This window comes from Arthrobacter sp. Leaf234, from assembly GCF_001422665.1.
Lineage (GTDB): Bacteria > Actinomycetota > Actinomycetes > Actinomycetales > Micrococcaceae > Arthrobacter_D.
In genome coordinates this window covers 613693-638886 of sequence record NZ_LMLU01000005.1, presented here as the reverse complement: position 1 = coordinate 638886, position 25194 = coordinate 613693, and the positions used below count along the sequence as shown (strand labels likewise).

The following is a 25194-nucleotide window of genomic DNA, read 5'->3' as shown; positions in this document are numbered from 1 at the left end:
GTCGGACGGCGGACCGGAAGCACCGTCCCCCGGCAGGGACGCGCCCCCTCGCTGCCGATACCCGGGCCTACCGGAGATGTCCCTCCCCGGTGCTAGGGTTTCTCCGTCGGCCGTCCTCTCCGGGCCGCCGATGCCGGTCGCCGACCACCGCTCCGGGCGGTGCGGCGCCGCAGCGTGATTCCACGCGGATCCGTGATCCGTTCGACGGCGACAACTTCGGGGGTAGGGCGCCATGCCACAGGCTTCATCGCTCCGCACCCGAGCCCCACGGACCGCCGGGACGACCGCGAATCCGCCGTCAGGGCGCCGTCGTCCGGCCGAGCCGTTCCCGGCCCCCCGGAATGTACGCTGGTCCCGATGAACGCCGACCACAAGGACCCCCGGCTCGCCATGCTGGTCGAGAGCATCGTCCGGCTCTCGCGGGGCGAACTCAGCAGCCGGATCGAACCCTCGCACGCACGTGACGAGGTCGACGCCGTCATCACCGGGGTGAATCTCCTCGCCGAGGAGCTCGAGCAGGTGTACGAGCAGTTCGAGAAGCGCGTGGAGAGCCGCACCGCGATGCTGCGCCAGGCACATCTCGACATGATGAAGATGGCCATGTCGGACGCCCTGACGGGTCTGGCCAACCGGGTGGCCCTCATGGACGCCATCGAGGAAGCGCTCGGCCAGGCGGCGAACGGCGCGCCCCCTCCGGCCCTCCTCCTGCTGGACCTCGACAGCTTCAAGAACGTCAACGACCGCTTCGGCCACGACGCCGGCGACCGCGTGCTCCAGGAGGTCGCCACGCGGCTCAACGGCGTGGTGCGCGAGAGCGACCTGGTGGCCAGGCTCGGTGGCGACGAGTTCGCCGTCCTGCTGCCCGCGGCCACCATGGACATCGCCATGCAGGTGGCCCGCAGGGCGCTCGCAGTGCTCGGGGAGCAGATCCGGCTCGACTCCCTCTACGTCCACTCCCGCGCCAGCATCGGGGTGCGGCTCGGGACGGCCGGCCAGACCGCCGAGGAACTCCTCCTGGACGCCGATACCGCCATGTACGCCGCGAAGCGGGAGGGCAGGAGCATCATCAAGGTGTTCGAGCCCGTCATGCTCTACTCCCGGCAGCTGCGCAGCCAGATGGCGACGGAGCTGCGCGGGGCGATCAGCGCCGACGAGCTCGTGCTCCACTACCAGCCCGTCGTCGAACTCGCGACGAACCGCATCCTCGGCGTCGAGGTCCTCGTGCGCTGGCAGCATCCGCTGCGCGGGCTCATCCCGCCCGACACGTTCATCCCCCTCGCCGAGGAGATCGGGGTCATCCACGATCTCGACCGCTGGGTCATGTCGGCGTCCCTGCGGCAGCTCGCCCGGTGGCGCGAGGACTTCGACCTCGACCCGGACTTCCAGCTGCGGGTCAATCTGTCCGCCGTCGAACTCAAGCAGCTGGACCTCGTGGACCACATCCGCACCCTGCTCCGCGAACTGCACCTGCCGGCGCGCAACCTGGTCGTCGAGATCACCGAGACGGCGATCGTCACGCGCGGTGAGGTGGAGATGTACTCGCTGCTGAGCCTCCAGCAGCTCGGCGTCGGCATCGAGATCGACGATTTCGGCACGGGCTACTCGTCCATCAGCTACCTGCGTGAGTTACCGGTCAGCATGGTCAAGGTGGATCGCTCCCTGCTCGTCGAACTGAACACCAGGGCGGGTCAGCTGGATTTCGTCGCCGCGATCCTGCAGCTCATCCGTGCGGCCGGGCTCGAGGCCGTGTTCGAGGGCATCGAGACGCGGGAACAGGCGGACCAGCTGCGGGCCATGGGCTGTGCCAGCGGCCAGGGCTACTACTTCAGCCGGCCCCTCCCCGCGGACGAGGCCGGGACGCTGCTCGCCTCGACCCACTACCTCCGCCTCGGCGAAGGCGTCGAGGGCGCGGGGAGCACGCCCGCGCGCTGACGCAGCGGGCCCGCGTCCGCCCCTCCCTGACAGAGGGGCGGACGGGCGGAACGGGCCTCAGACCAGGCGGGTCAGCCAGCCGTGGGTGTCCTCGACGGCGCCGGTCTGGATGCCGAGGAGCTGGCTCCGGATGGCCATGGTCACCTCGCCCGCCTGTGCGTTCTCGGCCCCGATGAAGTCGTCGCCGTCGCGCAGGCGACCGATCGGCGTGATGACCGCGGCCGTGCCGCACGCGAAGACCTCCGTGATCTCGCCGCTCTCCACACCCGTACGCCACTCGTCCAGCGTGATGGTCCGCTCGGTGACCTCGGCCCCGCGGTCGCGCCCGAGCTGGATCACCGAGGACCGGGTGACGCCCTCGAGGATGGTGCCGGAGAGTGCCGGGGTCACCATGGAGCCGTCCCGGTAGACGAAGAAGACATTCATCCCGCCCAGTTCCTCGACGGCGTTGTCGTTGAACTGGTCGAGGAAGAGCACCTGCTTGCAGCCGTGGGCCTCGGCCTCGAGCTGCGCCGCGAGCGAGGAGGCGTAGTTTCCACCCGCCTTCGCCGCACCCGTACCGCCGCGTCCTGCCCGCGCATAGTTGCGGGAGACCCAGATGTCCACGGGCTTCACCTCGCCGCCGAAGTAGTTGCCGGCCGGGGACGCGATGACCCGGTAGGAGACCTCGCGGGCGGGCCGCACGCCGAGGAACGCCTCGGTGGCGATCATGAAGGGACGCAGGTAGAGGCTCTCGCCGTCGCCGGAGGGGATCCACTCCTGGTCGGCACCGACGAGCTGGCGCAGCGACTCCAGGAAGAGCTCCTCGGGGAGCTGCGGCAGGGCCAGGCGGACGGCGGACCGGTTGAGCCGTGCGGCGTTGGCGTCCGCACGGAAGGTCCAGATGGAGCCGTCCGCGTGGCGGTAGGCCTTCATGCCCTCGAAGATCTCCTGGCCGTAGTGCAGCACGGCCGCGGCGGGATCCAGGGCGATCGGACCGTACGGCTCGAGCCGCGCGTCGTGCCAGCCGCCCGCACCGGACCCGTCGGTGCGGAAGTCGACGATCGCCGTGTGGTCGGTGAAGAAGTTCCCGAAGCCGGGATCGGCCAGGATCGCCGCCCGCTCCTCCGCGGGGACACGCTGCGTGGACAGGTGCTGGGCGAACTGGGTATCGGTGGCTGTCATGGTTCCTCCGCGCTCACGCGGGCTGCTCGCGGCAGGGCCGCCGTCGCCCGTCGGTGGTCAGTGCTCCGGCACTGGGTTAATGATGTCTAACCACCTTAGGACACGGCAGCGGCAATGGCATCGCCGACGGCGGCCGTGCTGCGGGCGCCGGTGCGGGCGGCGATGTCCGCCTCGACGGCCGCCTCGACCGTTGCCGCGAGTGCATCCAGGCCGAGATGCCGGAGCAGCAGGGCGGCCGAGAGGATCGCCGCCGTGGGATCGGCGACCTGGCGCCCGGCGATGTCGGGCGCCGACCCGTGGACCGGCTCGAACATCGAGGGCGCGGTCCGGTCCATGTTCAGGTTCGCGGAGGCCGCCAGCCCGATACCCCCGGACACCGCGGCGGCGAGGTCCGTGACGATGTCGCCGAACAGGTTGTCCGTGACGATCACGTCGAAGCGCGCGGGATCGGTGACGAGGAAGATCATCGCCGCGTCCACGTGGAGGTAGTCGTGGGTCACCTCGGGGAACTCCGCGGCCACGGCCTCGACGGTGCGCTTCCACAGGTGGCCCGCGTAGACGAGCACGTTGTGCTTGTGGACGAGGGTGAGCTTCCTGCGGCGGACGGACGCGCGGGCGAAGGCGTCCCGTACCACCCGCTCGACCCCGTGGGCGGTGTTGAGCGACACCTCGGTGGCGACCTCCTGCGGCGTCCCGCCCCGCAGTGTCCCCCCGTTGCCGGTGTAGGGACCCTCGGTACCCTCACGGACGACGACGAAATCGATGGTCCCGGGATCGGCCAGCGGACTCGGCACACCCGGGTACAGGCGGGAGGGCCGGAGATTGACGAAGTGGTCGAGCGAGAAGCGGAGCTTCAGCAGGAACTCGCGCTCGATGAGTCCCGAGGGGATACGGGTGTCACCGGGAGCCGCCCCGACCGCGCCGAAGAGGATGGCGTCGTGCGTCCGGAGCCGCTCGAGCGTGCTGTCGGGGAGGGTCTCCCCCGTCGCGAGCCAGTGCTCCGCGCCGAGCGAGTACTCGGTGAGTGCGAGATCGACGTCGTCACCCGTCACGGCGCGCAGCACCTTCACGGCCTCGGCGGTCACTTCGGGTCCGATCCCGTCGCCGGGGATCACGGCGAGGTCGATACGGCGCGGGGCATCAGTCATGGCTCCAGCGTAGGAAGGCACCGGGGAGCGTCACAATCCGTCCGCAGGATGAGACGGCTCCACCCGTGGTCGGATGTGCGGCAGGGGACGCCCACCTAGAGTTGGTCACCATGGACATCCACCTGAGGCTCGCGCGTTGGGTTCGCTTGCACCCGGGGAGGATCGATGCGGGCCTGGCCCTGGCCATCTTCGTGGGCCTGGTGCTCCCCTTCGCGGCCGGGGGCGTCGAGGGATACGGCGGGATCGTCGTCGTGTCCGCAGCCCTGGTGGTCCCGCTGGCCTGGCGCCGCGCGTTCGTGGTTCCCTCGGCGGCGGTCGTCGCCGGTGTCTCCGTGCTCCAGCTCCTCACGGGGACCGAGCCCGTGCCGGCACAGTTCGTCATCCTGATCACGCTCTACACGCTCGCGGCCCACGGCCCGCGGTGGTCGAGCCTCGCCGGGCTGGGCGTCGCGGTCGCCGGGTGCGCCGTCGGACTCGTACGGTTCGGGGATCTCCTCGGAGTGAGCGGCGGGAGTTCGGTGCTCACCACCGTCCCCCTGTTCCTCATCCTGCTGTTCTTCGTCGAGTCGCTCGTGCTCCTGGCATGGACGAGCGGCGACCTCGCACGGTCACGCCGCCTCACCTTCCAGGCGCTCGAGGACAGGACGCGGAGGCTGGAGGTGGAGCGCCAGCAGGAGCGCGATCTCGCCGCGGCGGACGAACGGACGCACATCGCCCGCGAGATGCACGACATCGTGGCGCATTCGCTGTCCGTGATCATCACGCAGGCCGACGGTGCCCGCTACGCGAGCGCGCACGCACCGGAACTCGCGGTGCAGACGCTCGGCACCATCGCCGACACGGGCCGCGGCTCCCTCCGGGAGATGAGGCGCCTGCTCGGAGTGCTGCGGGGCGACGAGAGCGCCTCCACCCGTCCCCTGCCCACCCTGAACGACATCGATGCGCTCATCCAGTCGGTCCGCCGCGCGGGCGTCCGCGTCTCCTGCCGCCGGATCGGCACGCCCCGCCGGGAACTCCCCCTGGGCGCCGAGCTGACGGCCTACCGCGTGGTGCAGGAGGCCCTGACGAATGTGCTGAAGCATGCCGGGGCGGACACCAGCACGGAGGTCGCGCTCGAGTACGGGCCGAGGGGCCTGACCGTCACCGTCGACGACGACGGACGCGGTGCCGCACCGGACCCCGGTACGGCAGGAGCGGGTCAGGGCATCACCGGGATGACGGAGCGCGTGCGCCTCTACGACGGGACGGTCGTGGCCGCTCCGCGCATCGGAGGCGGCTACCGCGTCGAGGCCTTCATCCCCTACACACAGGCATAGATCGTCCTTCACCCCTGGACCCGAGGAGTACCGGCATGGACAGCACGGACCGCAGGCACGCACCGGCGGACGCGGAGGCTCCCGCGCCGATCCGCATCGTGATCGTCGACGACCAGCACCTGGTCCGCAGCGGTTTCGCGATGCTCATCAACTCGCAGCCGGACCTGACCGTGGTCAGCGAGGCCGCCAACGGCGAGGAGGCCGTGCGCGCGCTCGCGGCCACGAGGGCCGACGTCGTCATGATGGACGTCCGGATGCCCGGCATGGACGGCATCGAGGCGACGCGCCGCATCCTTACGGCACATGCCGGGATGACGCCGGACGGACACGGTCGGGATGCCGGGCCGCGCATCGTCGTGCTGACGACCTTCGACCTCGACGAGTACGCGCTGTCCGCGATCCACGCCGGAGCCAGCGGGTTCCTCCTGAAGGACGCGCCGCCCGAGGAGCTCCTCGAAGCCATCCGCACCGTGCACCGCGGCGACGCCGTGATCGCGCCCTCGACCACCCGGCGCCTGCTCGACCACGTGGCACCGCTGTTGCGCCAGCCCTCCCCCGAACAATCCGCCCACGCCGCCGCCGTGGCACGCCTCACCTCGCGCGAGCGCGAGGTCTTCGAGCTGATCGCCCAGGGACTCTCGAATCCGGAGATCGCGGCCCGGCTGTTCCTCTCCGAGGCGACCGTCAAGACCCATGTGGGGCACATCCTCGCGAAGCTCGAGGCACGCGACCGCGTGCAGGCCGTCGTCATGGCCTACGAGACGGGCATCGTCCGTCCCTGACGGCGCACCCTGGTGCCGCCGCACGCGCGTGACGGAGGCGCGTTCTGCTGCGGCGGCGGCGCGATCCACTCCTCGTGCTGCGCCGGTCCCCTTCAGCGGGTCGACCGGCCGATCTCCCGGCACCCCCGTGCGCCGCCTATATTGGGGGGATTGCAGCGGACGCCGGAAAGGACATCGTGGCGCAGGACGAAGCACAGGGGAATCGCGACGCCACCCTGGCCGTCGTCGCGTCGTCGTCCGCGGAGGACTGCGACCGGTTGCGCGGGGTGCTCGACGCGGGCGGCCTCCGCGCCAGGACGGTGACCACGGCCGCATCCCTCCTCGACGACGTCCTCACGCACCGCCCGGACCTCCTGCTGGTCGATCTCGACATCGCACTCGACTACGCGGACGCCCTGTCCGACGTCGTCGACCGGCATCCCCAGCTCGCCGGGCTCCCGGTGATCCTGCTGCTGCCCGACGGCGGCGTGGCCCAGCTCCCGGACGGCCTCGCCCCCTATGTCTCCGACGTCGTCTTCCGGCCCGTGGCCGCCGAGGAGGTCCTGCACCGGTCGCGGTCGGCCATGGCGCGCCGCCGCCGCCACCAGGCGCAGCGCGCCTCGTCCGCGCGTCTTCGGGAGGACATGCGCAGGATCTCGGCGCGCATCCGGTCGACCAATGACCCCGTCGCCATGGTGGACCAGTTCCTGCCCCACCTCGGCCGGTCGCTCGGCGCGGACCGCGTGACGCTCCAGATGTTCGACGACGACCGCGTGGCCGCACGGAGCAGCACGTGGAACCGGGGCCCCGGCACGGGGAGTCCAGCAAGCACGCAGAGCACCGCGAGCACCGGGAGCACCGGGAGCACCGGGAGCACCGGGAGCACCGACGACACGGACGGTGCGCACGGTGCGCACGGTGCGCCCGCCACGCACGACGGGCACGACGGGCACGCCGGGGCGGGCAGGGCGGCCGACGTCGCCGGCCCCCGGCGGTCCGACCAGGAGTCCGCCTTCGCCCTCGCCCTGGGTCTGTGGGAGGACACGGCGGCCGCGTCGTTCAGTGCCGGTCCTGCGGCGACACCCCGCCCCGGGGACATCCCGGCGCCCGACTGGCTGCTGCGGGGTTCGCGCGAGCACACCGCACCGGGACTTCCCGCCGCCTGGACGGCCGACCGGACGCTCCACGGTGTCGTCGCAGCCCTCGGCGAGGGTGACACCCCGTTCGGCCTGCTCTGGGTGGTCCGGGCGGAGACCCCGCTCGTGTGGACCGGCGTCGAGGCCGCCCTCACCCAGCACGTCCTCGGCAACCTGGCACACGGGCTTATCCAGGCGCAGCTCATCAGCCGCCAGCAGGAGGCCGTCCGGAAGCTCCGCGCCCTCAACCAGGCGAAGAGCGATTTCGTGGGCACCGTCAACCACGAGCTCCGGACGCCGCTCGCCTCGATCGCCGGCTACCTGGAGATGATCATCGACGGTGTCGGAGGGGAGTTGCCGACCGAGGCCCAGACGATGCTGCAGGCCGTCGAACGGAACACCACCCGCCTGAGCCATCTCATCGAGAACATCTCGGCGCTCAACGCGCGCGAGGCGGACGCGTCGGAGCACGGTCCGGTCGACATCGTGCACCTGGTCTCGGAACTGACGAGCCGTCTCGTGCTGGAGGCGGCGAACGGCGGCGTCACGCTGGAATGCGTCCTTCCCGAGACCTCGGTGACGGTACCCGGGAACCGCGACCAGCTGTCCGAAGCGCTCACGGTCGTGCTGTCCAACGCCCTGAAGTTCACACAGGAAGAGGGCAGCGTCATCGTGCGCCTGCTCGACGAGCGGGATCACGGGCGCGCCGTCGTGACCGTCCAGGACACGGGGATCGGCATCCCCGCCCACGATCTCCCGCGCCTCTTCGACTCGTTCCACCGGGCATCGAACGCCACCCAGGCCCTCCCGGGGGCGGGAGTGGGACTCAGCCTCGCGAAGAGGACGCTCGAGGACCACCACGGGAGTATCACGATCGAGTCCCAGCTCGGCGTCGGCACGTCGGTCGTCGTCACGCTACCCCTCCTGAGCCACGCTGCCGTAGGCTGATGAGCCGGAATACAGCCCGGAAGGAACGCTCATGACCGCCGCAGCGAACCGCTCACCGGTCCGCCAGCTGGACCTGGAGACCCTCCTGCCCTATCTCGACCTCCACCTGGTCGGCGCCACCAACGGGGTCAGACTCTTCGGCGCGGCGGAGACGGCCTGGGCCGGCTCCCCGCACGCCGAGGACTTCGCGCGGCTGCGGCGGGAGATCAGCGAGGAACGCGCGTTCCTGAAGCGGCTGATCAAGGGGCTCGGTCACCGTCCGGGCGCGGTCAAGATGACGCTCGCCCGGATGCTCTCGGCGATCGCCCGCATGGATCCCCTGAATCCGGCGCGTCGGAAGGACACCGCCGGCGCGCAGCTCGAACTCGAAGCCCTGCAGTCGCTGCTCAAGGGCAAGGAAGCCCTGTGGTCGACCCTCCTGGCGGTCTGCCCCGACTCCGAGGGCCGTCCGGGCGGGCCCGTCGTCGACCGGCCGGTCCTGCACCAGCTGCTGGACTCGTCCAGGCGTCAGCAGGAGACCGTGGCAGGCATCATGACCGCCACGGCGCCGGACCGCTTCCTCCGCTGAACCGAGCGTGCGGGGCCGTCCTACTCCCCCGCGGGCTCCTCGTACTTCGGGAAGACGGGCGAGGGCGCCGGCAGGGCGGTGCCGGGCTGGATCCGCTGGTGGAGGGCCGCGAAGAGGCGGAGGTCGTCGTCCGCCGCGGTCCCCTGCCCGAGCGCCGTGAGGATCTCCCCCGCGCTCGTGGGCATGACGGGCTGCGCGAGGATCGCGACGACCCGCAGCACCTCCAGGGTCACGTGCAGCACCGTGTTCATGCGCTCCGGGTCGGTCTTCCGGAGCACCCAGGGCTGCTGGTCCGCGAAGTAGGCGTTCGTGTCGCCGAGGACGGTCCAGATCCCCTCGAGGGCCCTGGAGAACTCCTGTCGGTCGTAGGCGGCGCGGCTCGCGTCGAGCAGGGCGTGCGCCTGGTCGAGGATCGCCGTGTCGGCCGCGGCGTACTCCCCCGGTTCCGGCACGGCTCCGCCGCAGTTCTTGGCCACCATGGAGAGCGAGCGCTGGGCCAGGTTGCCGAAGTTGTTCGCCAGGTCGGAGTTCATGCGGCCGACCACGGCCTCGTGGCTGTACGAGCCGTCCGCCCCGAACGGCACCTCGCGCAGCAGGAAGAAGCGCACCTGGTCCAGGCCGTACTGCTCCACCCAGTCCGCGGGAGCCACGGTGTTGCCGAGCGACTTCGACATCTTCACGCCGCGGTTGTGCAGGAAGCCGTGGATCATCACACGCCTGGGCAGCTCGAGGCCCGCGGACATGAGGAAGGCCGGCCAGTAGATCGCGTGGAAACGCGAGATGTCCTTCCCGATCACGTGCACGTCGGCGGGCCAGAATCGCGTGAAGGCCTCCGACCCGGTGTCGGGAAAACCAACACCGGTCAGGTAGTTGGTGAGGGCATCGACCCAGACGTACATGACATGGCGGTCATTCCCCGGGACGGGCACACCCCAGTCGAAGGTGGTGCGGCTGATGGACAGGTCCTCGAGCCCCCGGCGCACGAACGAGATGACCTCGTTGAAGCGGGATTGGGGAGCGCCGAAGTCCGGCTGTGACGCGTAGTGGTCCAGGAGCTTCTGCTGGTAGGCGGAGAGGCGGAAGAAGTAGCTCTCTTCCTCGGTCCAGGTGACCTCGGTGTCGGTCTGGGTCGCGTACCTGACGCCGTCGTCACGCACCTCGGTCTCGTCCTCGCCCCAGTACGCCTCGTCGCGCACCGAGTACCAGCCCGCGTAGGTGTCGAGGTAGATGTCCCCGTTGGCCTCCATGCGCTTCCAGATCTCGGTCGCGGCGGCGTAGTGGTCCTCGTCGGTGGTACGGATGAAGCGGTCGTAGGACGTCCCGACGACGTCGTTCATCGCCTGGAAGGCCAGCGCGTTGCGGGTGGCCAGGTCACGCACGGGGATGCCCTCGCGGTCGGCCGCCTGCTGCATCTTCAGGCCGTGCTCGTCCGTCCCCGTCAGGTACATGACGTCGTACCCGTCGAGCCGCTTGAAGCGCGCCATCGCGTCGACGGCGATCGTCTCGTAGGCGTGTCCGATGTGCGGGACGCCGTTCGGATAGGAGATGGCGGTGGTGATGTAGAACGGGGGCTTTGCGCCGGCTGCGGGAGTCACCCTACGAAATTACCCCGCCCGGTGCGCATTTACCCAAGCGCGGGCGTCACGGCGTACGGACGGCGTCCATCCCCAGCACCGCGTGCACGCCCCACGTCCGGTTCGCGATCTGCGTGACACGGAGGTCGACGACGGAACTCGCCAGGGCGAGGGCGGTCTTCCGTTCCAGTCCGTACAATCGCTGCAGCCACGTCAGCATGGCACCGAGGGCTTCCGCCGTCGCCCGGTTCAGATCGGCGTCGAAGCCGAAGGTGATGCGGGAGGTCGGGGTGATCGCGTGGATGCCCGCCACCGGAGCGTCACGGAGGACGTCCACCGTGAGCGTCGTCGTCATGCCGCACTCGATCGCGGTGCCGCCCACCTCGCCGTCGCCCTGCGCAGCGTGGCCGTCGCCCACGTGCAGGAGCGCCCCGGGAACCGTCACGGGCAGGAAGAGCGTCGCTCCTGCCGTGAGTTCGCGGCAGTCGATGTTCCCGCCCCCGGCGGCACGCGGCGGCGTGGTGGAGTGCTCGCCGTGCTCCGCGGGCGGCAGGCCCACGACGCCGAGGAAGGGCGCCAGCTGCACCGACTGGCCGTACTGGTTGGTCCCCGTCCCGGCGTCGCGGTCCAGGTCCCACAGGAGCCAGGCGGGGTCGGTACCCGCCAGGCCGAGGCTCTGGGCGAAGGCATCGTCCCGCCGGCCTGCCGCCGTCCAGCCCCAGTCGGCCGTCTCCAACCGCTCGAACCGGAGCGCCAGCACGTCGCCGGGCTCCGTACCTGCGACCTCGATGGGACCGGTGAGCGCATGCCCCCGGCGATCCGGGAAGCGGTAGGGCGTCACCGCCCCCGGCGTCTCCTGCCGTTCGAGGTGTCCCCAGGCGTCGAGGGAACTGACGACCACCCGGTCCCCCGGAGCCATCCGCAGCACGGGCGGGGTGTCCCGGGAGAGGACCTGGGTCGCGGTCGATTCCTCGGCGGGCAGGTGGTGCGTGGTCATCGGCGTCCTTCGCTCGGGTGTCGCGCCCGTCCGGGCTGGTGATGGCGGCTCCTCGCGGGTCAGTCCTGCAGGTCGACCTCCCGCGCGACCGTGGCGCCGATCTCCGCGCGGATCGCGTCGAGGACGTCCTGCGGGACCGAGCTGTCCACCGTGAGGAGGGACAGGGCCTGGCCGCCCTCCTTGTTGCGTGCCACCTGCATGCCGGCGATGTTGATGCCACGCTCGCCGAGGAGGCGTCCGAGCGTGCCGATCACGCCCGGCCGGTCGGTGTAGAGCAGGACCAGGAGGTGGTCGCTGATGGGGATCTCGAGTTCGTAGCCGTTGACGCCCACCAGCTTCTCGACCTGCTTGGGTCCGGTGAGGGTTCCCGCGACGGAGATCTGCGAGCCGTCCGAGAGCGCCCCGCGCAGGCGGAGCACGTTCCGGTACTCCTCGGACTCCGGAGTGGTGATGAGCCGCGAGGTGATGCCGCGCTGCTCCGCGAGGACAGGGGCGTTCACGTAGGAGACCTGTTCCGAGACGACGTCGGTGAACACGCCCTTCAGCGCGGCCAGCTCGAGCGCCTTCACGTCCAGCGACGCGATCTCGCCGGCCACCTCGATGTCGATCTGCGTGAGGGAGTCGTGCGTGAGCGCGGTGAAGATGCGCCCCAGCTTCTCCATCAGCGGGATTCCGGGGCGGACCGCGGGGTCGATGACGCCGCCGGCCACGTTGACGGCATCGGGGACGAGCTCGCCGGCGAGGGCCAGCCGGACGGACTTGGCGACCGAGATGCCGGCCTTCTCCTGGGCCTCGTCGGTCGAGGCGCCGAGGTGCGGGGTCACCACGACGCTGTCGTGGGCGAAGAAGGGCAGGTCGGTGCTGGGTTCCTGGACGAAGACGTCGACCCCGGCGCCGGCGATCTGGCCCTGCTCGAGGGCCGTGTGCAGCGCGGCCTCGTCGACGAGCCCGCCGCGCGCGACGTTCACCACGTAGGCGGTGTCCTTCATGAGGGCGAACGCCTCGGCGCCGAGCATGCCCACCGTCTCCGGGGTCTTCGGCATGTGGATGGTGACGAAGTCCGCTTCGCGGAGCAGCTCGTCGAGGGTCACGAGCCGGACGTTGAGCTGCGCCGCGCGCGCCGAGGTCACGTAGGGGTCGTAGGCGAGGATCTGCGTGCCGAAGCCCTGGAGGCGTGCCGCGACCAGGGCGCCGATACGGCCGAGGCCGATGATGCCGATGTTCTTCTCGTAGAGCTCCGAGCCGGAGTACTTCGAGCGCTTCCACTCCCCGGCCTTCAGGGCTGCGCTCGCCTGGGGGATGTTCCTGGCGAGGCTGAGGATGTGCCCGACCGTCAGTTCCGCGGCGGAGATGATGTTGGAGGTCGGAGCGTTGACGACCATCACGCCGGCCTGCGTCGCGGCCTTGATGTCGACGTTGTCCAGGCCCACTCCCGCACGCGCGATCACCTTGAGCCTCGGTGCCGCGGCGATGGCCTCCGCGTCCAGCTGCGTCGCCGAACGCACCAGCACGGCGTCGACGTCCGCCAGTGCGGCCAGGAGCAGGCCGCGGTCGGCGCCGTCCGTGGTGCGGATCTCGAAGTCGGGACCGAGCGCCTCGACGGTGGCGGGTGAGAGTTCCTCGGCGAGGAGGACGACTGGCTTGCTGGTCACGGTGTTCCTTCGGGTGGCAGGTGGATCGGGCGGGCCGGACATGGGTCCGGCAGGGCACCTGCTCGTCACTGAGCGTCGAGCACGTGCCCTGCCGGGGAGGGGGGTGCGCTAGCGCGCGACGGAACCCTCGGTGTAGTCGTCGTTCGTCTTGATCCACGAGAAGAGCTTGCGGAGCTCGCGGCCCGTGCTCTCGATCGGGTGGTCCTCGCCCTTCTTCCGGAGTTCCGTGAATTCCGGCGCTCCGGCGTCCTGGTCGTCGATGAAGCGCTGCGCGAAGGCCCCGTTCTGGATGTCGGCGAGGACGGCCTTCATGTTCTCCTTGACCTCCGGCGTGATGACGCGCGGGCCGGAGACGTAGTCCCCGTACTCGGCGGTGTCGGACACGCTCCAGCGCTGCTTCGCGATCCCGCCCTCGACCATGAGGTCGACGATCAGCTTGAGCTCGTGGAGCACCTCGAAGTAGGCGACCTCGGGCTTGTAGCCGGCCTCGGTGAGGGTTTCGAAGCCGTACTGGATCAGCTGGGAGGCGCCGCCGCAGAGCACGGCCTGCTCGCCGAACAGGTCGGTCTCGGTCTCCTCGGTGAAGGTGGTCTCGATGACGCCCGCCCGGGTGCCGCCGATCGCCTTCGCGTAGGACAGGGCGAGGTCGCGGGCCTTGCCCGAGGCGTCCTGCTCGACGGCGATCAGGTCCGGCACGCCGCGGCCGGCCTCGAACTCGCGGCGCACGATGTGCCCCGGGCCCTTGGGCGCCACGAGGGCGACGTCGACGTCGGCCGGCGGCTGGATGTAGCCGTAGCGGATGTTGAAGCCGTGCCCGAAGAACAGGGCGTCACCGGCCTGCAGGTTCGGCGCGATGTCGTCCTTGTACACGTGCCGCTGCACCTGGTCCGGGGTCAGGACCATGATGAGGTCCGCCTCCGCGGTGGCGTCTGCGACGGAGAGGACGCGCAGTCCCTCGGCCTCTGCCTTGGCGCGCGACGCCGAGCCCTCCTTCAGTCCGACGCGCACGTCGACGCCGGAGTCACGGAGGCTGAGGGCGTGGGCGTGGCCCTGGCTGCCGTAGCCGATGACGGCCACGGTGCGGCCCTGGATGATCGAAAGGTCTGCATCGTCGTCATAGAACAGCTCGGTCACGGGTGGTTCTCCTTGATAGGGGTGGAGTGGTACAGGAAGGGGGGCGCCTCCGGCGTGCCGGAGGCGCGGTCAGGCGCTGCGCAGGGCTCGGTCGCTCATCGACTTGGCGCCGCGGCCGATCGCGAGCGTGCCGGACTGCACGATCTCGCGGATGCCGAACGGCTCGAGCACGGACAGGAGCGCCGAGAGCTTCTCCGGTGTGCCGGTCGCCTCGATGATGAGCGAGTCCGTCGCCACGTCGACGACGGATGCACGGAAGAGATCCGCGGCCTGCGTCACCTGCAGTCGGGTCGCGGCGTCGGCCCTGACCTTGATCAGGATGTGGTCGCGCTGGACCGACAGCTCGGTGGTCAGTTCCACGATCTTGATCACGTTGATGAGCTTGTTGAGCTGCTTCGTGACCTGCTCGAGGAGGTCTCCCTCGGCTTCGACGACGACCGTGATGCGGGACATCCCCGCGACCTCGGTCGGTCCCACCGCGAGCGAGTTGATGTTGAAGGCGCGCCGGGCGAAGAGGCTGGCGACGCGGGTCAGGACGCCGGGGACGTCCTCGACGAGGACGGAGAGTGTGTGCCGTGCCATGGTCAGTCCTCCTGCTCCCAGGTCGGGGTCATGTTGCGGGCGATCTGGATGAGGTCGTTGCTGACGCCGGACGGGACCATGGGCCAGACCATCGAGTCTCGGCTGACCACGAAGTCGATCACGACGGGGCGGTCGTTGATCGCCAGGGCCTGCTCGATCGTGGCGTCGATGTCCTCGTCGCGCTCGCAGCGCAGGCCCACGCAGCCGTAGGCGTCGGCGAGCTTCACGAAGTCGGGCACGCGCACGGTGTCGTGGCCCGTGTTGAGATCGGTGTTGGAGTAGCGGCCCTCGTAGAAGAGCGTCTGCCACTGCCGCACCATCCCGAGCGAGGAGTTGTTGATGACGGCGACCTTGATGGGGATGTTGTTGATGACGCAGGTCGCGAGTTCCTGGTTGGTCATCTGGAAGCAGCCGTCGCCGTCGATCGCCCAGACCACCCGGTCCGGGTTGCCGACCTTCGCGCCCATCGCCGCGGGCACGGAGTAGCCCATGGTGCCGAGCCCACCCGAGTTCAGCCAGGCGTGCGGGCGCTCGTACTGGATGAACTGCGCCGCCCACATCTGGTGCTGGCCGACACCCGAGACGAAGACGCCCTCGGGACCGGTCAGCTCGCCGATCCGCTTGATGACCTGCTGGGGCGCCGAGAGGCCGTCCTCCGGCTGGCTGAAGCCCACGGGGTAGGTGTCGCGCAGGTGGTTGATCGTCTTCCACCAGGCGGAGATGTCCGGGCGTTCCTGCGTCGCGAAGCTCTCCCGCACGGCGGCGGTGAGTTCGGGGATGATCTCCTTCACGGACCCGACGATCGGCACGTCCGCTGCACGGTTCTTCGAGATCTCCGCGGGATCGATGTCCGCGTGGATGACCTTGGCGTTCGGGGCGAAGCTCGAGAGCACGCCCGTCACGCGATCGTCGAAGCGGGCGCCGAGCGTGATGAGCAGGTCCGCCTGCTGCAGGGCGGTCACCGCGGAGACGGAGCCGTGCATCCCCGGCATGCCCACGTGCTGCTCGTGGGAGTCGGGGAAGACGCCGCGGGCCATGAGGGTGGTGACGACGGGGGCGCCCACGAGTTCGGCGAGTTCCTTCAGTTCCAACGAGGCGTGGCCCTTGACCACGCCACCGCCCACGTAGAAGACGGGGCGCTGGGATCCGCTGATGAGGCGGGCCGCCTCGCGGACCTGCTTGGCGTGTCCGCGCAGCACGGGCCGGTATCCGGGGATGTCCACCCGGGGCGGCCAGGAGAAGGTCATCGTGGCCTGCTGGGCGTCCTTGGCGATGTCCACCAGCACGGGCCCGGGGCGGCCCGTCGTCGCGATGTGGAAGGCCTCGGCCAGGACGCGCGGAATGTCCTGCGCATCGGTGACGAGGTAGGAGTGCTTGGTGATCGGCATGGTGATGCCGACGATGTCCGCCTCCTGGAAGGCGTCCGAGCCGATGAAGGCGCTCGAGACCTGCCCGGTGATGGCCACCATGGGCACGGAGTCCATGTGGGCATCGGCGATGGCGGTCACGAGGTTCGTGGCGCCCGGGCCGGACGTCACGATGCAGACGCCGGGACGACCGGTGACCATGGCGTAGCCCTGCGCGGCGTGGCCGGCACCCTGCTCGTGGCGCACCAGGACGTGGCGGAGCTTGGTCGACGCCATGAGGGGATCGTAGGTCGGGAGGATGGCTCCGCCGGGAAGGCCGAAGACGTCGTCGACGCCGAGTTCCTCGAGGGACCGCACGATCGCGGCCGACCCGAGCATGCGGGTGGGCGCGACGACGGCATTGGGTCCGCGGACGGCGCTCGCCTGGACGACGGGCACGGTCTCGCGCGCAGGTGCTGCGGGAGGTGCTGGCCTTGCTGCCAACAGCGCGGGGCTGATGGGCGATCCCTTGGACATCTCAGACTTCCTTCGGAACGTTCGCTGCACTGCTGCAGCTGTGACTGCGGATGGACATCCGCGGGCTTCTTCGTCGACAGGTCGTGTCAACAAAAAAACCCCTCAGCCTGGTCGGGCTCTGCGAGGGGTTGCGCGTGACTGCAGTCGTCGGGTGGACGGGCTTCAGGCCACGCGCTGTGTAAGGACGACGACTACGGGTTCGAGCTGCATACCTGTAGTTTCCACGCCCCCTCGAAAGGGTGTCAACCGCACCCCCTGCTGTCTCACATGATGGACACCATGTCCAGTTAGTGGACATTAACCAGGGGTGCCGGCCACGCGGTTCCCCGCGTGGCCGGCCGGTCGCTCAGCCGCAGTAGGCGCCCGTCGACGCCGAGTGCACGAGCTTCGCGTACTTGCCCAGCACGCCCTTGGTGTAGCGGGCGGGCAGCGGCGCCCAGCCCACCTTCCGCTCCTCGAGCTCGGCCTCGTCGACCAGCAGGTCGAAGCTCTTGGCGGCGATGTCGACGCGGATGCGGTCACCGTCCTGCACGAAGGCGATGGGACCGCCGTCGACCGCTTCCGGGGCGACGTGCCCGATGCACAGGCCCGTGGTGCCCCCCGAGAAGCGGCCGTCCGTCAGCAGGAGCACGTCCTTGCCGAGTCCGGCCCCCTTGATGGCCCCGGTGATCGCGAGCATCTCACGCATGCCCGGCCCGCCCTTCGGCCCCTCGTAGCGGATCACCACGACATCGCCCGCGTGGATGGCTCCTGCGTCCAGGGCGTCCAGGGCCCCCTGCTCACGCTCGAAGACGCGGGCAGTGCCCTCGAAGACGTCGGCGTCGAACCCGGCGCTCTTGACCACGGCACCCTCGGGCGCCAGGGACCCGTGGAGAATGGTGATCCCGCCGGTCCTGTGCATCGGGTTGTCGAGAGCGCGCAGGATCTTGCCGTCGAGGTCCGGCGGGTTGATGTCCGCGAGGTTCTCCGCGAGCGTCTTGCCGGTGACGGTGAGGCAGTCGCCGTGCAGCAGGCCGGCGTCGAGCAGAGCCTTCATGATGACTGGCACGCCGCCCACCTTGTCGACGTCGAACATCACGTAGCGGCCGAAGGGCTTGAGATCGCCCAGGTGCGGGATCGTGTCACCGATGCGGCTGAAGTCGTCGAGCGTGAGGTCCACCTCTGCTTCACGGGCGATGGCCAGCAGGTGCAGGACGGCGTTCGTCGAACCGCCGAAGGCCATGGTGACCGCGATGGCGTTCTCGAAGGCCTTCTTGGTCATGATGTCGCGCGCCGTGATGCCGAGGCGCAGGAGGTTCACGACGGCCTCGCCGGACTTCTGGGCGAACGCGTCGCGCCGCCGGTCGACGGAGGGAGGAGCGGCGGATCCGGGCAGGGACATCCCGAGGGCCTCGCCGATGCAGGCCATGGTGTTGGCGGTGTACATCCCGCCACAGGCACCCTCGCCGGGACAGACGGCGCGCTCGATGCTGTCGAGGTCCTTGAGGCTCATGGTGCCGGCCGCACAGGCGCCGACGGCCTCGAAGGCGTCGATTAGGGTGACCTCCTTCTCGGTCCCGTCCTCGAGCTTCGCGAAGCCCGGCATGATGGTGCCCGCGTACAGGAAGACGGAGGCGAGATCGAGGCGGGCCGCCGCCATGAGCATGCCCGGCAGGGACTTGTCGCAACCGGCCAGGAGGACGGACCCGTCGATGCGCTCGGCCTGCATGACGGTCTCGACCGAGTCGGCGATCACCTCGCGCGAGACGAGGGAGAAGTGCATGCCCTCGTGGCCCATCGAGATGCCGTCGGAGACCGAGATGGTGCCGAACTGCATCGGGAACCCGCCCGCGTCCCGGACACCCTCCTTCGCGCCCTCCGCCAGGCGGTTGAGGGACAGGTTGCAGGGGGTGATCTCGTTCCACGAACTCGCGACGCCGACCTGGGGCTTGGCGAAGTCGTCGTCGCCCATGCCCACCGCACGGAGCATTCCGCGGGAGGGGGCCGCATGGATGCCGTCCGTGACGACGCGGCTCCGGGGTTTGATGTCTGGCGTTGTCTGCGGTGTTGTCTCCGGCGTTGTGTCCACGGTCATGGTGGAAGTCTAGGCCGGTGTTGCAGGCACGTTTCGCCATGTGACCCTCCTGTTACAGCCCGTCGTGGCCTGCGCGGAAGGCATCTCCCGGCCCCGGCGGGCCCCTCGTGCGGGCCCTCGACGCTCCGGTACAGTGTGGTCTTCGCGGGCGAACCGACCCGCCTGCGGGCCGGGTGCTCCGCTCAGGGTCCCGCCGTCGGGACCGGTCCGACAGCCTCCTACCGCAACGGCGTGATATGACTCCCGAAGAGCCCCACGAGACCGCCCTCCCGTTCGACGGGGGCCAGGGTCTGAAGAACGCCCTGCGCCGTGTCTTCGACGGCCAGATCCCGAACTACGGTGACTACAACCTCGTGTTCGCGGCCCGCCGCACCGCTGCGGGGAGCCGGCGGTCGACGAGGGTACCGGCCACGCAGCCCCCCGCGCCGTCCGCCTTCGTGGTCGGCTACCGCTGGAAGCCGATGGAACTCATGATCGCCCCCGTGGATCTGGCGGCCATCACCGGTGCGGGCGTCCCCGTCGAGGTGAACATGACGAACCTCGCGCACGCCCTGCAGTGGGACGACGACGACAGCTTCGAGGTGGGCACCAGCACGGGCCGGATCTTCCGGTTCGACGTCGCTGCGGAACCCGTGCTCGACATCGGGCCGGGCACGCCCCTGCTCCTCGACCAAGAGGACGACTGCCTCGACTTCACGGCGTTCATGGACGCCTTCATCGCCATGGCCTGACTCCCGGGAATCGGGGCCGGACCGGCTCCGGCGGCCGTCAGGCCCAGGGGCCCCAGGCCACCAGGTTCTCCGGAGCCCGGCCCTCGCCGAGGAGCGCGACCTGGCGCTCGAGCAGGGCGAGGATCCGGGGCGGGAAAGCCTCGGTGTTGCCACCGACGTGCGGCGTGATGATGACGCCCGGCGCACGCCACAGCGGGTGGTCCGCCGGCAGCGGTTCGGGGTCGACGACGTCGAGGGCGGCCCTCAGGCGGCCCGTCAGGACCTCGGCCGTGAGGGCGTCGGTGTCCACGACGGCGCCGCGCGCCACGTTGACCACCAGCGCGCCGTCGGGCAGTGCGGCGAGGACCTCGCGCCCGATCAGTCCGCGCGTCGCGTCGCTCAGGGGCGTGATGACGACCACCACGTCGTGGTCCGGAGCGAGCGCGGCCAGCTCGTCGCCGCCGTGCACATGGCCGATCCCGTCCTCGCGAGCCGTGCTGCCGACCCTCGTCACGGTGGCCTCGAAGGTCACGAGGCGGCGCCGGATCTCCTCGCCGATCCCGCCGACGCCGACGAGCAGCACCCGCCGGTCGGCGAGGCCCGGGTGGCGCGCGGGCGACCACCGGCCGTCGGCCTGCTGCCGCACGGCGTCGTCGATCCCCCGGAGCGACGCGAGGGCCAGCCCGACGGCGAGTTCGGCGGTGGCCGCGGCATGCACGCCCGACGCCGTGGCGATCGCCACCCCGCCTCCCACGAGGTCGGCCACGCCGTCGTACCCCGTGGACTGCGTCTGGACGAGGACGAGGTTCGGCGCGGCATCGAGCGCGCCGTCGAGATGAGCGCGGCCCGTGTACGGGAGGACCGCGGCCTGGATCCCGGCGGGATCGGCGCCGACGGGCGCGCCGATGAAGTCCCAGAGCACCACCTCGACGTTCGGCGAGATGTCCGCGAGGGCATCGCGCAGATCGGCGGTCGGTACGCTCAGCGTGCTGACGACGGGGATGCGTGCGGAGGGCGACGACGAGGCGGATGCGGCCGAGGGGGTCATGGCGCCAGCCTAGCGCCGGCCGGCCCGGGCGCCCGGTCGTGGACGGCGACACCGGCGGTGTGGACACCTCACCGGCACGGACCTAGGGTCGGACCATGCCAGCCACCGCACGCCGGCGGGACGCCCGCATCTGCGCCCGGGCCTTCCTTGCGGCCTGTGCGCTGCTGGTCCTGGCCGGCTGCTCGGCGGACTCCGGCGGACCCCGGCCGCTCTTCGCCGGAGCCTCGGCCTCCCCCGCCCCCGCCGGCGCCGCCCTTCCCTCGCTCTCCTACGAGGGGGACGCTGCCACGGGGCTCGGCGTGCCGTGGTCCGTCGTCGCCCTCGACGACGGCTCGCTGCTCGTCTCCGACCGCGAGACCGGAGAGATCCGACGGATCAGCGGTACCACGGACGGGGTGATCGGCAGCATCCCGGAAGCCGCGGCGGCCGGCGGCGAGGGCGGGCTGCTCGGGCTCGCGGTCGACCCGGTGGGCGCTCCGGACGCCGTCTTCGCCTACTACACGGCCGAGGCCGTCAACCGGGTGGTCAGCCTGCCGTACAGCGGCGGTGCTCTCGGTGAGCCCGCACCGATCCTGACCGGGATCCCGAAGGGGGACATCCACAACGGCGGGAGGATCGCCGTCGGCCCGGACGGCGCCCTCTGGGTCGGCACCGGCGACGCCGGTCGACGTCAGGACGCCCAGGACCCCGGAAGCCTCGCCGGGAAGATCCTCCGCATCGAACGCGACGGTGCGGTCCCGCCCGACAACCCGACGCCCGGCTCCCCCGTCTACAGTCTCGGCCACCGCAACGTGCAGGGTCTGGCCTGGGACACCGACGGTGCCCTGTGGGCCACCGAGTTCGGCCCGGAGGTCGACGACGAACTCAACCTGATCCGGGCGGGCGGAAACTACGGCTGGCCCGAGGTGACCGGTGCGCCGGGGGACGCCCGCTTCGTCGACGCCCAGGTGGTGTGGCCGTCGACGGCGTCGTCGTCGCCCAGCGGCATGGCGATCGTCGACGACGTCGCCTACATCGGCGGGCTGCGTGGACAGCGCCTGTGGCAGGTGCCCCTGCGGGGAGGAACCGCGGGTGAGCCGGTCAGCCACCTGGACGGTGATCACGGGCGGCTCCGGGACGTGGCGGCGGCAGCGGACGGGTCACTGCTCGTCGCGACCAACGAGACGGGCGGAGCGCGCCTGCTGCGGGTGGCCGTCGCGCAGGCGGACTGAGCGCCCCGGTTTCATGTTTGGGCAGAAGTGCTGGTAGAGTTTCATGCTGTTGCGGTTGACCCGACCGAGTGAAATCGGACGGTGAAGCGCCTCGCACCTCTAGCTCAATTGGCAGAGCAATTGACTCTTAATCAATGGGTTTCGGGTTCAAGTCCCGAGGGGTGCACCTCGTTACCCCGTCGTCCAGGTCTCGCCGCCTGCACGGCGGGGTTTCGTTATGTCCGGGCCCTTCCGTCCCCCGCCCGCATGCCGCTGCAGCGGTCAAGAGCCGTCGCGCGGCCCGCCCGCCGTTGCCTGCGCGACCCCCGCCGCAGCACCATGGCAGGAGCGCCCCAGGCGCAGGTCCCGTACGCCGGAAGGACGACCATGGCCCGTGAAGCCGCGGATGACGCGCCCACCTTCGACTACCACCCCTGGCCTCGTCCCATCCCGCCGGAGTTCCTCCCCTTCACGCGGACGGCCGTCCTCCTCGTCCTGGTCACACTCCTGCTCCTGACGGTCCTCCCGTCGCTCTCGATCCTCCACCTCCTCGTGAGCACCCTGATCCTCGTGTCGGTCTTCCGCCGCACGCGCAGGTCCCGGCGGCCGCGCGAGGACACGACCGTCTGAGCTGCGGACACCACGGCCGGTACCAGCCCTGACCGCGACCGCGCCGGAGACGGCGGCGGCGAGGAGTCCGGGCCTACCATGGAGCCGTGAACGAAATCCTGTCCTTCGCCGGGAACTACTGGTGGCTGGTCTTCCCCCTCTCGGGTGTCTTCGCCGTCTGGGGCAGGTCCTGGTCCGAGGCCGGCGAACGGCGCCACCAGCGCAGGATGGAGCTGTACCGGCTGAAGAACCCGGCCATGCCACCCGCCCCGGCGGCACCACCGGAGCTCGCCGGTACGCCATCGGCTCAGGCACTCTCGGGCCGGGCACGGGACGTCCTGCACATCGGGCGCATGCACGACGACGTGGACCGGCGCTGGCTCTCCTACGAGCTGGACGCGGCGAAGCTGATCGACTACCCGACCATGACGGACGTCAGGGAGCCCCTCACGGTCGCCTTCCTCCGTGCCAAGCGTGAGGCGGACGCACTGCGGCCCCAGGACCCGTCCGACGTCCTGCCCGACGAGCTCACCGCGTACCGCTCGGCCGTCACGTCCTACGACGTCGCATTCCAGGTCGCCGAGACCGAGGCGCGCCGCGTGCGGGCCAGTGGATTCACCGCGGACGAGCGCGCGCGCCTCGAGACGGCCAGGAAGCTCGTCACCGTCGCGGTGGACGACGCCGCGACGGCCGCCGAACGCCAGACGGCCTACCGGCGGGCGCGCCGGGAGCTCGACGGGCTGATCGTGCTGCCGGACGCCACCATCACCTCGCTCGAGAAGAGTGTGGCCGGCGCGATCGGTCCACGTCCGGAGCCGTCGCCCTCCTGAGCGTGTCCGCACCCCTTCCCTGGCGCGGTGTGCTCGGCCATAATCGCTCCCACAGGCAGCGTCGGAGGGCGCGGACGACGGGAGAGCACCATGGCAGCAACGATCAACACCTATCTCAGCTTCAGGGACACCGCCGCCGAGGCGATGGACTTCTACCGGTCGGTGTTCGGCGGTGACCTGCAGCGCAGCACGTTCGCCGAGTACCAGGTGAGCGAGGACCCGGCCGAGCAGGACAAGGTCATGCACTCGATGCTCACCACCCCGTCGGGTCAGGTGCTCATGGCTGCGGACACGCCGAACAGCATGGAGTACCGCGCCCCCGCCGGCCACTCGCTGTCCCTGAGCGGGGATGACGAGGCGGAGCTCCGGGGCTACTGGGCGGCCCTGGCGGGCAGCGGTACGGAGGTGATGCCGCTCGCCGCCTCGCCGTGGGGCGACAGCTTCGGCATGTGCGTCGACCGCTTCGGGGTCTCCTGGATGGTGAACATCGCGGGTCCGGGCGGCGGTGAGTCCGCCCCGACCGTGGAGGACGCCGAGGTGGGCGGCTAGCCGGTCCGGCCGGGCAGCCGGGGCGGAGCCGGGAAGAGGGACCGGGCAGCGGGACGGCGCGGACGCGGCTCAGGGGCCGTGCGCCGCGAACGTCAGGGCCGGCTCGTCCGGCGTCGAGAGGGTCAGCACGGCCTCCTCGATGCGCTCGTGGTCCTCGATGTCGCGTTCGACGGCGCGCAGGGCCACTGCCACCTCGTGTTCCGCCCGATCGCCGACCAGGTCCACCGCTGCCACCAGGTAGAGCCGGTCGGGCCCCACGTACTCGAGGTGCAGGTACGTGACGCGCTCGATGCTCCGATGCGCACCCAGGCGCCCGGCGACCGATGCGCGCAGCTCCGGCGACACGGCCTGGCCGACGAGGAAGCGGCGGTTCCGGTCGATGAGGATGACGGCGATCACCCCGAGCAGCACACCGACGAGGATGGATCCGACGGCGTCCGGGACCGGGGAGCCGGTGAGCTGGTGCAGGAGGATGCCCGCGAACGCGACGACGAGCCCGATCAGCGCGGCGGAGTCCTCCGCGAAGACGGCCCGGAGCGTGGGGTTGGAGGTGGTCGAGACGCTCCTCAGCGTGGACGTGCCGGTGCTCCGCCCGGCCGTGCGTGCCTGGCGGAACGCCTGGGCGAACGAGATCCCCTCCAGCACGAACGCCACGGCGAGGACGGCGTAGGCGATCCCGTAGTCGCCGGCGGGCTCGGGCTTCAGGAGCTGCTGGATGCCGTGCGTGATGGACACGACGGCGCCTGCGGTGAAGAGCCCGAAGGCGGCGAACATCGACCACACGTAGGCTTCGCGGCCGTAGCCGACGGGATGCGCGGCGTCCCTGCGACGTCTCGACTTCCGCTCGGCGACCAGCAGGAACACCTGGTTGCCCGTATCGGCCCACGAATGGGCGGACTCCGCGGTCATCGACGCGGAACCGGTGATCATCGCTGCGACGGTCTTCGCGACCGCGACGAGCAGGTTCGCGATGAACGCGATGATGACCGTCACGGGTCGCTCCCCGCCGGACGCGCCCCCGTCCTTCTCCTCCGCGGTCGGCCTGCCCGTCGACCTGGCCGTCGTCCCACTGTCCTGCTTCATGTCGTCCCCTCCGGACGCCGGGCGCCGGCGGCGGCACCCTGGTCGGGCACCGCCGCCGGTGCTGTCCTCAGGCCGACGCTTCCTTGTTCACATCCGTCGGCGAGTCGAACTCGCGGTCCGGCAGGTTCTTCAGTGTGTCGAGGACCGACGCGTCCGCGCCCTTGTCCTCGGCGTGCTTCACGAGGTCGTCCCTGGAGGCGGGGTAGTCCAGGCCGCCCAGTGCCTTCTGGATGTCGATCGGGCTCGGATCTGCCATGTGGTGCTCCTTCGTGTCGGTTCGATGCTCTGCAGGTGCGTGCCGGGTGG

22 protein-coding genes and 1 tRNA gene are annotated in these 25194 nt (G+C 70.6%); 11 read left to right on the top strand and 12 right to left on the bottom strand.

Annotated elements, in window-relative coordinates:
• Positions 1-357: 357 nt before the first annotated feature.
• Positions 358-1932: a putative bifunctional diguanylate cyclase/phosphodiesterase gene (locus tag ASF21_RS10655; protein WP_055770544.1), complete on the top strand. Its 1575-nt coding sequence runs from the start codon at positions 358-360 to the stop codon at positions 1930-1932.
• 57 nt (positions 1933-1989) lie between these two features.
• Here ASF21_RS10655 and ASF21_RS10650 read toward each other — a convergent pair whose 3' ends face one another.
• Entirely contained in the window at positions 1990-3096 is a 1107-nt protein-coding gene (locus tag ASF21_RS10650; protein WP_055770541.1) for a branched-chain amino acid aminotransferase, read from the bottom strand.
• A 95-nt stretch (positions 3097-3191) separates the two neighbouring features.
• Positions 3192-4244 (bottom strand): 3-isopropylmalate dehydrogenase, encoded by a 1053-nt coding sequence (locus tag ASF21_RS10645; protein WP_055770538.1) that lies wholly within the window; start codon positions 4242-4244, stop codon positions 3192-3194.
• Between the two features lie 110 nt (positions 4245-4354).
• On the opposite strand from ASF21_RS10645, the gene ASF21_RS10640 reads away from it, so the two are divergent.
• The 4 genes from ASF21_RS10640 to ASF21_RS10625 all read left to right on the top strand — a co-directional run bounded on the left by ASF21_RS10640 (position 4355) and on the right by ASF21_RS10625 (position 8973).
• Positions 4355-5560, top strand: coding sequence for a sensor histidine kinase (locus tag ASF21_RS10640; RefSeq protein ID WP_055770536.1), 1206 nt, complete (start codon positions 4355-4357; stop codon positions 5558-5560).
• A gap of 35 nt (positions 5561-5595) precedes the next feature.
• On the top strand, positions 5596-6342 hold the full coding sequence (locus ASF21_RS10635; RefSeq protein ID WP_200914807.1) for a response regulator: 747 nt from the start codon (positions 5596-5598) through the stop codon (positions 6340-6342).
• A gap of 176 nt (positions 6343-6518) precedes the next feature.
• Positions 6519-8405 carry an ATP-binding protein gene (locus tag ASF21_RS10630; RefSeq protein WP_055770533.1) on the top strand — a complete coding sequence of 629 codons (1887 nt, stop codon included), beginning with the start codon at positions 6519-6521 and terminating at the stop codon, positions 8403-8405.
• A gap of 31 nt (positions 8406-8436) precedes the next feature.
• Positions 8437-8973 (top strand): hypothetical protein, encoded by a 537-nt coding sequence (locus tag ASF21_RS10625; RefSeq protein ID WP_055770531.1) that lies wholly within the window; start codon positions 8437-8439, stop codon positions 8971-8973.
• 20 nt (positions 8974-8993) lie between these two features.
• On the opposite strand, the gene metG is transcribed toward ASF21_RS10625, so the two are convergent.
• The 7 genes from metG to ilvD all read right to left on the bottom strand — a co-directional run bounded on the left by metG (position 8994) and on the right by ilvD (position 18869).
• Positions 8994-10568, bottom strand: a complete 1575-nt coding sequence (metG, locus tag ASF21_RS10620; protein ID WP_055770528.1) for a methionine--tRNA ligase — start codon at positions 10566-10568, stop codon at positions 8994-8996.
• A 46-nt stretch (positions 10569-10614) separates the two neighbouring features.
• Positions 10615-11544, bottom strand: a complete 930-nt coding sequence (locus tag ASF21_RS10615) for an acetamidase/formamidase family protein (protein ID WP_055770525.1) — start codon at positions 11542-11544, stop codon at positions 10615-10617.
• 59 nt (positions 11545-11603) lie between these two features.
• Entirely contained in the window at positions 11604-13196 is a 1593-nt protein-coding gene (gene serA, locus ASF21_RS10610; RefSeq protein ID WP_414826623.1) for a phosphoglycerate dehydrogenase, read from the bottom strand.
• Between the two features lie 108 nt (positions 13197-13304).
• Positions 13305-14330, bottom strand: a complete 1026-nt coding sequence (gene ilvC / locus ASF21_RS10605) for a ketol-acid reductoisomerase (RefSeq protein WP_055770519.1) — start codon at positions 14328-14330, stop codon at positions 13305-13307.
• Positions 14331-14399: 69 nt separating this feature from the next.
• Entirely contained in the window at positions 14400-14912 is a 513-nt protein-coding gene (ilvN, locus tag ASF21_RS10600) for an acetolactate synthase small subunit (RefSeq protein ID WP_055770516.1), read from the bottom strand.
• A gap of 2 nt (positions 14913-14914) precedes the next feature.
• Positions 14915-16795: an acetolactate synthase large subunit gene (locus ASF21_RS10595; protein ID WP_055770513.1), complete on the bottom strand. Its 1881-nt coding sequence runs from the start codon at positions 16793-16795 to the stop codon at positions 14915-14917.
• Positions 16796-17141: 346 nt separating this feature from the next.
• Positions 17142-18869, bottom strand: a complete 1728-nt coding sequence (gene ilvD, locus ASF21_RS10590; protein ID WP_055770510.1) for a dihydroxy-acid dehydratase — start codon at positions 18867-18869, stop codon at positions 17142-17144.
• Between the two features lie 236 nt (positions 18870-19105).
• Here ilvD and ASF21_RS10585 point away from each other — a divergent pair, with 236 nt between their 5' ends.
• The gene (locus ASF21_RS10585; RefSeq protein WP_055770509.1) at positions 19106-19600 is read left to right on the top strand and encodes a hypothetical protein; all 495 of its coding nucleotides are present in this window, start codon (positions 19106-19108) and stop codon (positions 19598-19600) included.
• Positions 19601-19637: 37 nt separating this feature from the next.
• Here the strand turns inward: ASF21_RS10585 and ASF21_RS10580 are convergent, their stop codons facing one another.
• Positions 19638-20627 carry a 2-hydroxyacid dehydrogenase gene (locus tag ASF21_RS10580; protein WP_055770506.1) on the bottom strand — a complete coding sequence of 330 codons (990 nt, stop codon included), beginning with the start codon at positions 20625-20627 and terminating at the stop codon, positions 19638-19640.
• Positions 20628-20722: 95 nt separating this feature from the next.
• Between ASF21_RS10580 and ASF21_RS10575 the strand changes: the two genes are divergently transcribed.
• The 5 genes from ASF21_RS10575 to ASF21_RS10555 all read left to right on the top strand — a co-directional run bounded on the left by ASF21_RS10575 (position 20723) and on the right by ASF21_RS10555 (position 23805).
• Positions 20723-21838 (top strand): PQQ-dependent sugar dehydrogenase, encoded by a 1116-nt coding sequence (locus ASF21_RS10575; RefSeq protein WP_082471443.1) that lies wholly within the window; start codon positions 20723-20725, stop codon positions 21836-21838.
• 93 nt (positions 21839-21931) lie between these two features.
• Positions 21932-22004 (top strand) — tRNA-Lys (locus ASF21_RS10570).
• 200 nt (positions 22005-22204) lie between these two features.
• The gene (locus tag ASF21_RS10565) at positions 22205-22447 is read left to right on the top strand and encodes a hypothetical protein (protein WP_055770503.1); all 243 of its coding nucleotides are present in this window, start codon (positions 22205-22207) and stop codon (positions 22445-22447) included.
• Positions 22448-22533: 86 nt separating this feature from the next.
• Positions 22534-23256 carry a hypothetical protein gene (locus ASF21_RS10560; RefSeq protein ID WP_082471442.1) on the top strand — a complete coding sequence of 241 codons (723 nt, stop codon included), beginning with the start codon at positions 22534-22536 and terminating at the stop codon, positions 23254-23256.
• Between the two features lie 90 nt (positions 23257-23346).
• On the top strand, positions 23347-23805 hold the full coding sequence (locus ASF21_RS10555) for a VOC family protein (protein ID WP_055770500.1): 459 nt from the start codon (positions 23347-23349) through the stop codon (positions 23803-23805).
• Positions 23806-23874: 69 nt separating this feature from the next.
• Here ASF21_RS10555 and ASF21_RS10550 read toward each other — a convergent pair whose 3' ends face one another.
• Positions 23875-24888, bottom strand: coding sequence for a cation diffusion facilitator family transporter (locus tag ASF21_RS10550; RefSeq protein ID WP_055770497.1), 1014 nt, complete (start codon positions 24886-24888; stop codon positions 23875-23877).
• Positions 24889-24955: 67 nt separating this feature from the next.
• Positions 24956-25144, bottom strand: coding sequence for a DUF2795 domain-containing protein (locus ASF21_RS10545; protein WP_055770494.1), 189 nt, complete (start codon positions 25142-25144; stop codon positions 24956-24958).
• Positions 25145-25194: the final 50 nt, after the last annotated feature.

Excerpts from the sequence above, each read along its gene's own strand:
- ASF21_RS10655 (WP_055770544.1), top strand. The coding sequence starts at position 358 with ATGAACGCCGACCACAAGGACCCCCGGCTCGCCATGCTGGTCGAGAGC.
- ASF21_RS10650 (WP_055770541.1), bottom strand. The coding sequence starts at position 3,096 with ATGACAGCCACCGATACCCAGTTCGCCCAGCACCTGTCCACGCAGCGT.
- ASF21_RS10645 (WP_055770538.1), bottom strand. The coding sequence starts at position 4,244 with ATGACTGATGCCCCGCGCCGTATCGACCTCGCCGTGATCCCCGGCGAC.
- ASF21_RS10640 (WP_055770536.1), top strand. The coding sequence starts at position 4,355 with ATGGACATCCACCTGAGGCTCGCGCGTTGGGTTCGCTTGCACCCGGGG.
- ASF21_RS10635 (WP_200914807.1), top strand. The coding sequence starts at position 5,596 with ATGGACAGCACGGACCGCAGGCACGCACCGGCGGACGCGGAGGCTCCC.
- ASF21_RS10625 (WP_055770531.1), top strand. The coding sequence starts at position 8,437 with ATGACCGCCGCAGCGAACCGCTCACCGGTCCGCCAGCTGGACCTGGAG.
- ASF21_RS10615 (WP_055770525.1), bottom strand. The coding sequence starts at position 11,544 with ATGACCACGCACCACCTGCCCGCCGAGGAATCGACCGCGACCCAGGTC.
- ilvN (WP_055770516.1), bottom strand. The coding sequence starts at position 14,912 with ATGGCACGGCACACACTCTCCGTCCTCGTCGAGGACGTCCCCGGCGTC.
- ASF21_RS10595 (WP_055770513.1), bottom strand. The coding sequence starts at position 16,795 with ATGTCCAAGGGATCGCCCATCAGCCCCGCGCTGTTGGCAGCAAGGCCA.
- ilvD (WP_055770510.1), bottom strand. The coding sequence starts at position 18,869 with ATGACCGTGGACACAACGCCGGAGACAACACCGCAGACAACGCCAGAC.
- ASF21_RS10585 (WP_055770509.1), top strand. The coding sequence starts at position 19,106 with ATGACTCCCGAAGAGCCCCACGAGACCGCCCTCCCGTTCGACGGGGGC.
- ASF21_RS10580 (WP_055770506.1), bottom strand. The coding sequence starts at position 20,627 with ATGACCCCCTCGGCCGCATCCGCCTCGTCGTCGCCCTCCGCACGCATC.
- ASF21_RS10575 (WP_082471443.1), top strand. The coding sequence starts at position 20,723 with ATGCCAGCCACCGCACGCCGGCGGGACGCCCGCATCTGCGCCCGGGCC.
- ASF21_RS10565 (WP_055770503.1), top strand. The coding sequence starts at position 22,205 with ATGGCCCGTGAAGCCGCGGATGACGCGCCCACCTTCGACTACCACCCC.
- ASF21_RS10555 (WP_055770500.1), top strand. The coding sequence starts at position 23,347 with ATGGCAGCAACGATCAACACCTATCTCAGCTTCAGGGACACCGCCGCC.
- ASF21_RS10550 (WP_055770497.1), bottom strand. The coding sequence starts at position 24,888 with ATGAAGCAGGACAGTGGGACGACGGCCAGGTCGACGGGCAGGCCGACC.
- ASF21_RS10545 (WP_055770494.1), bottom strand. The coding sequence starts at position 25,144 with ATGGCAGATCCGAGCCCGATCGACATCCAGAAGGCACTGGGCGGCCTG.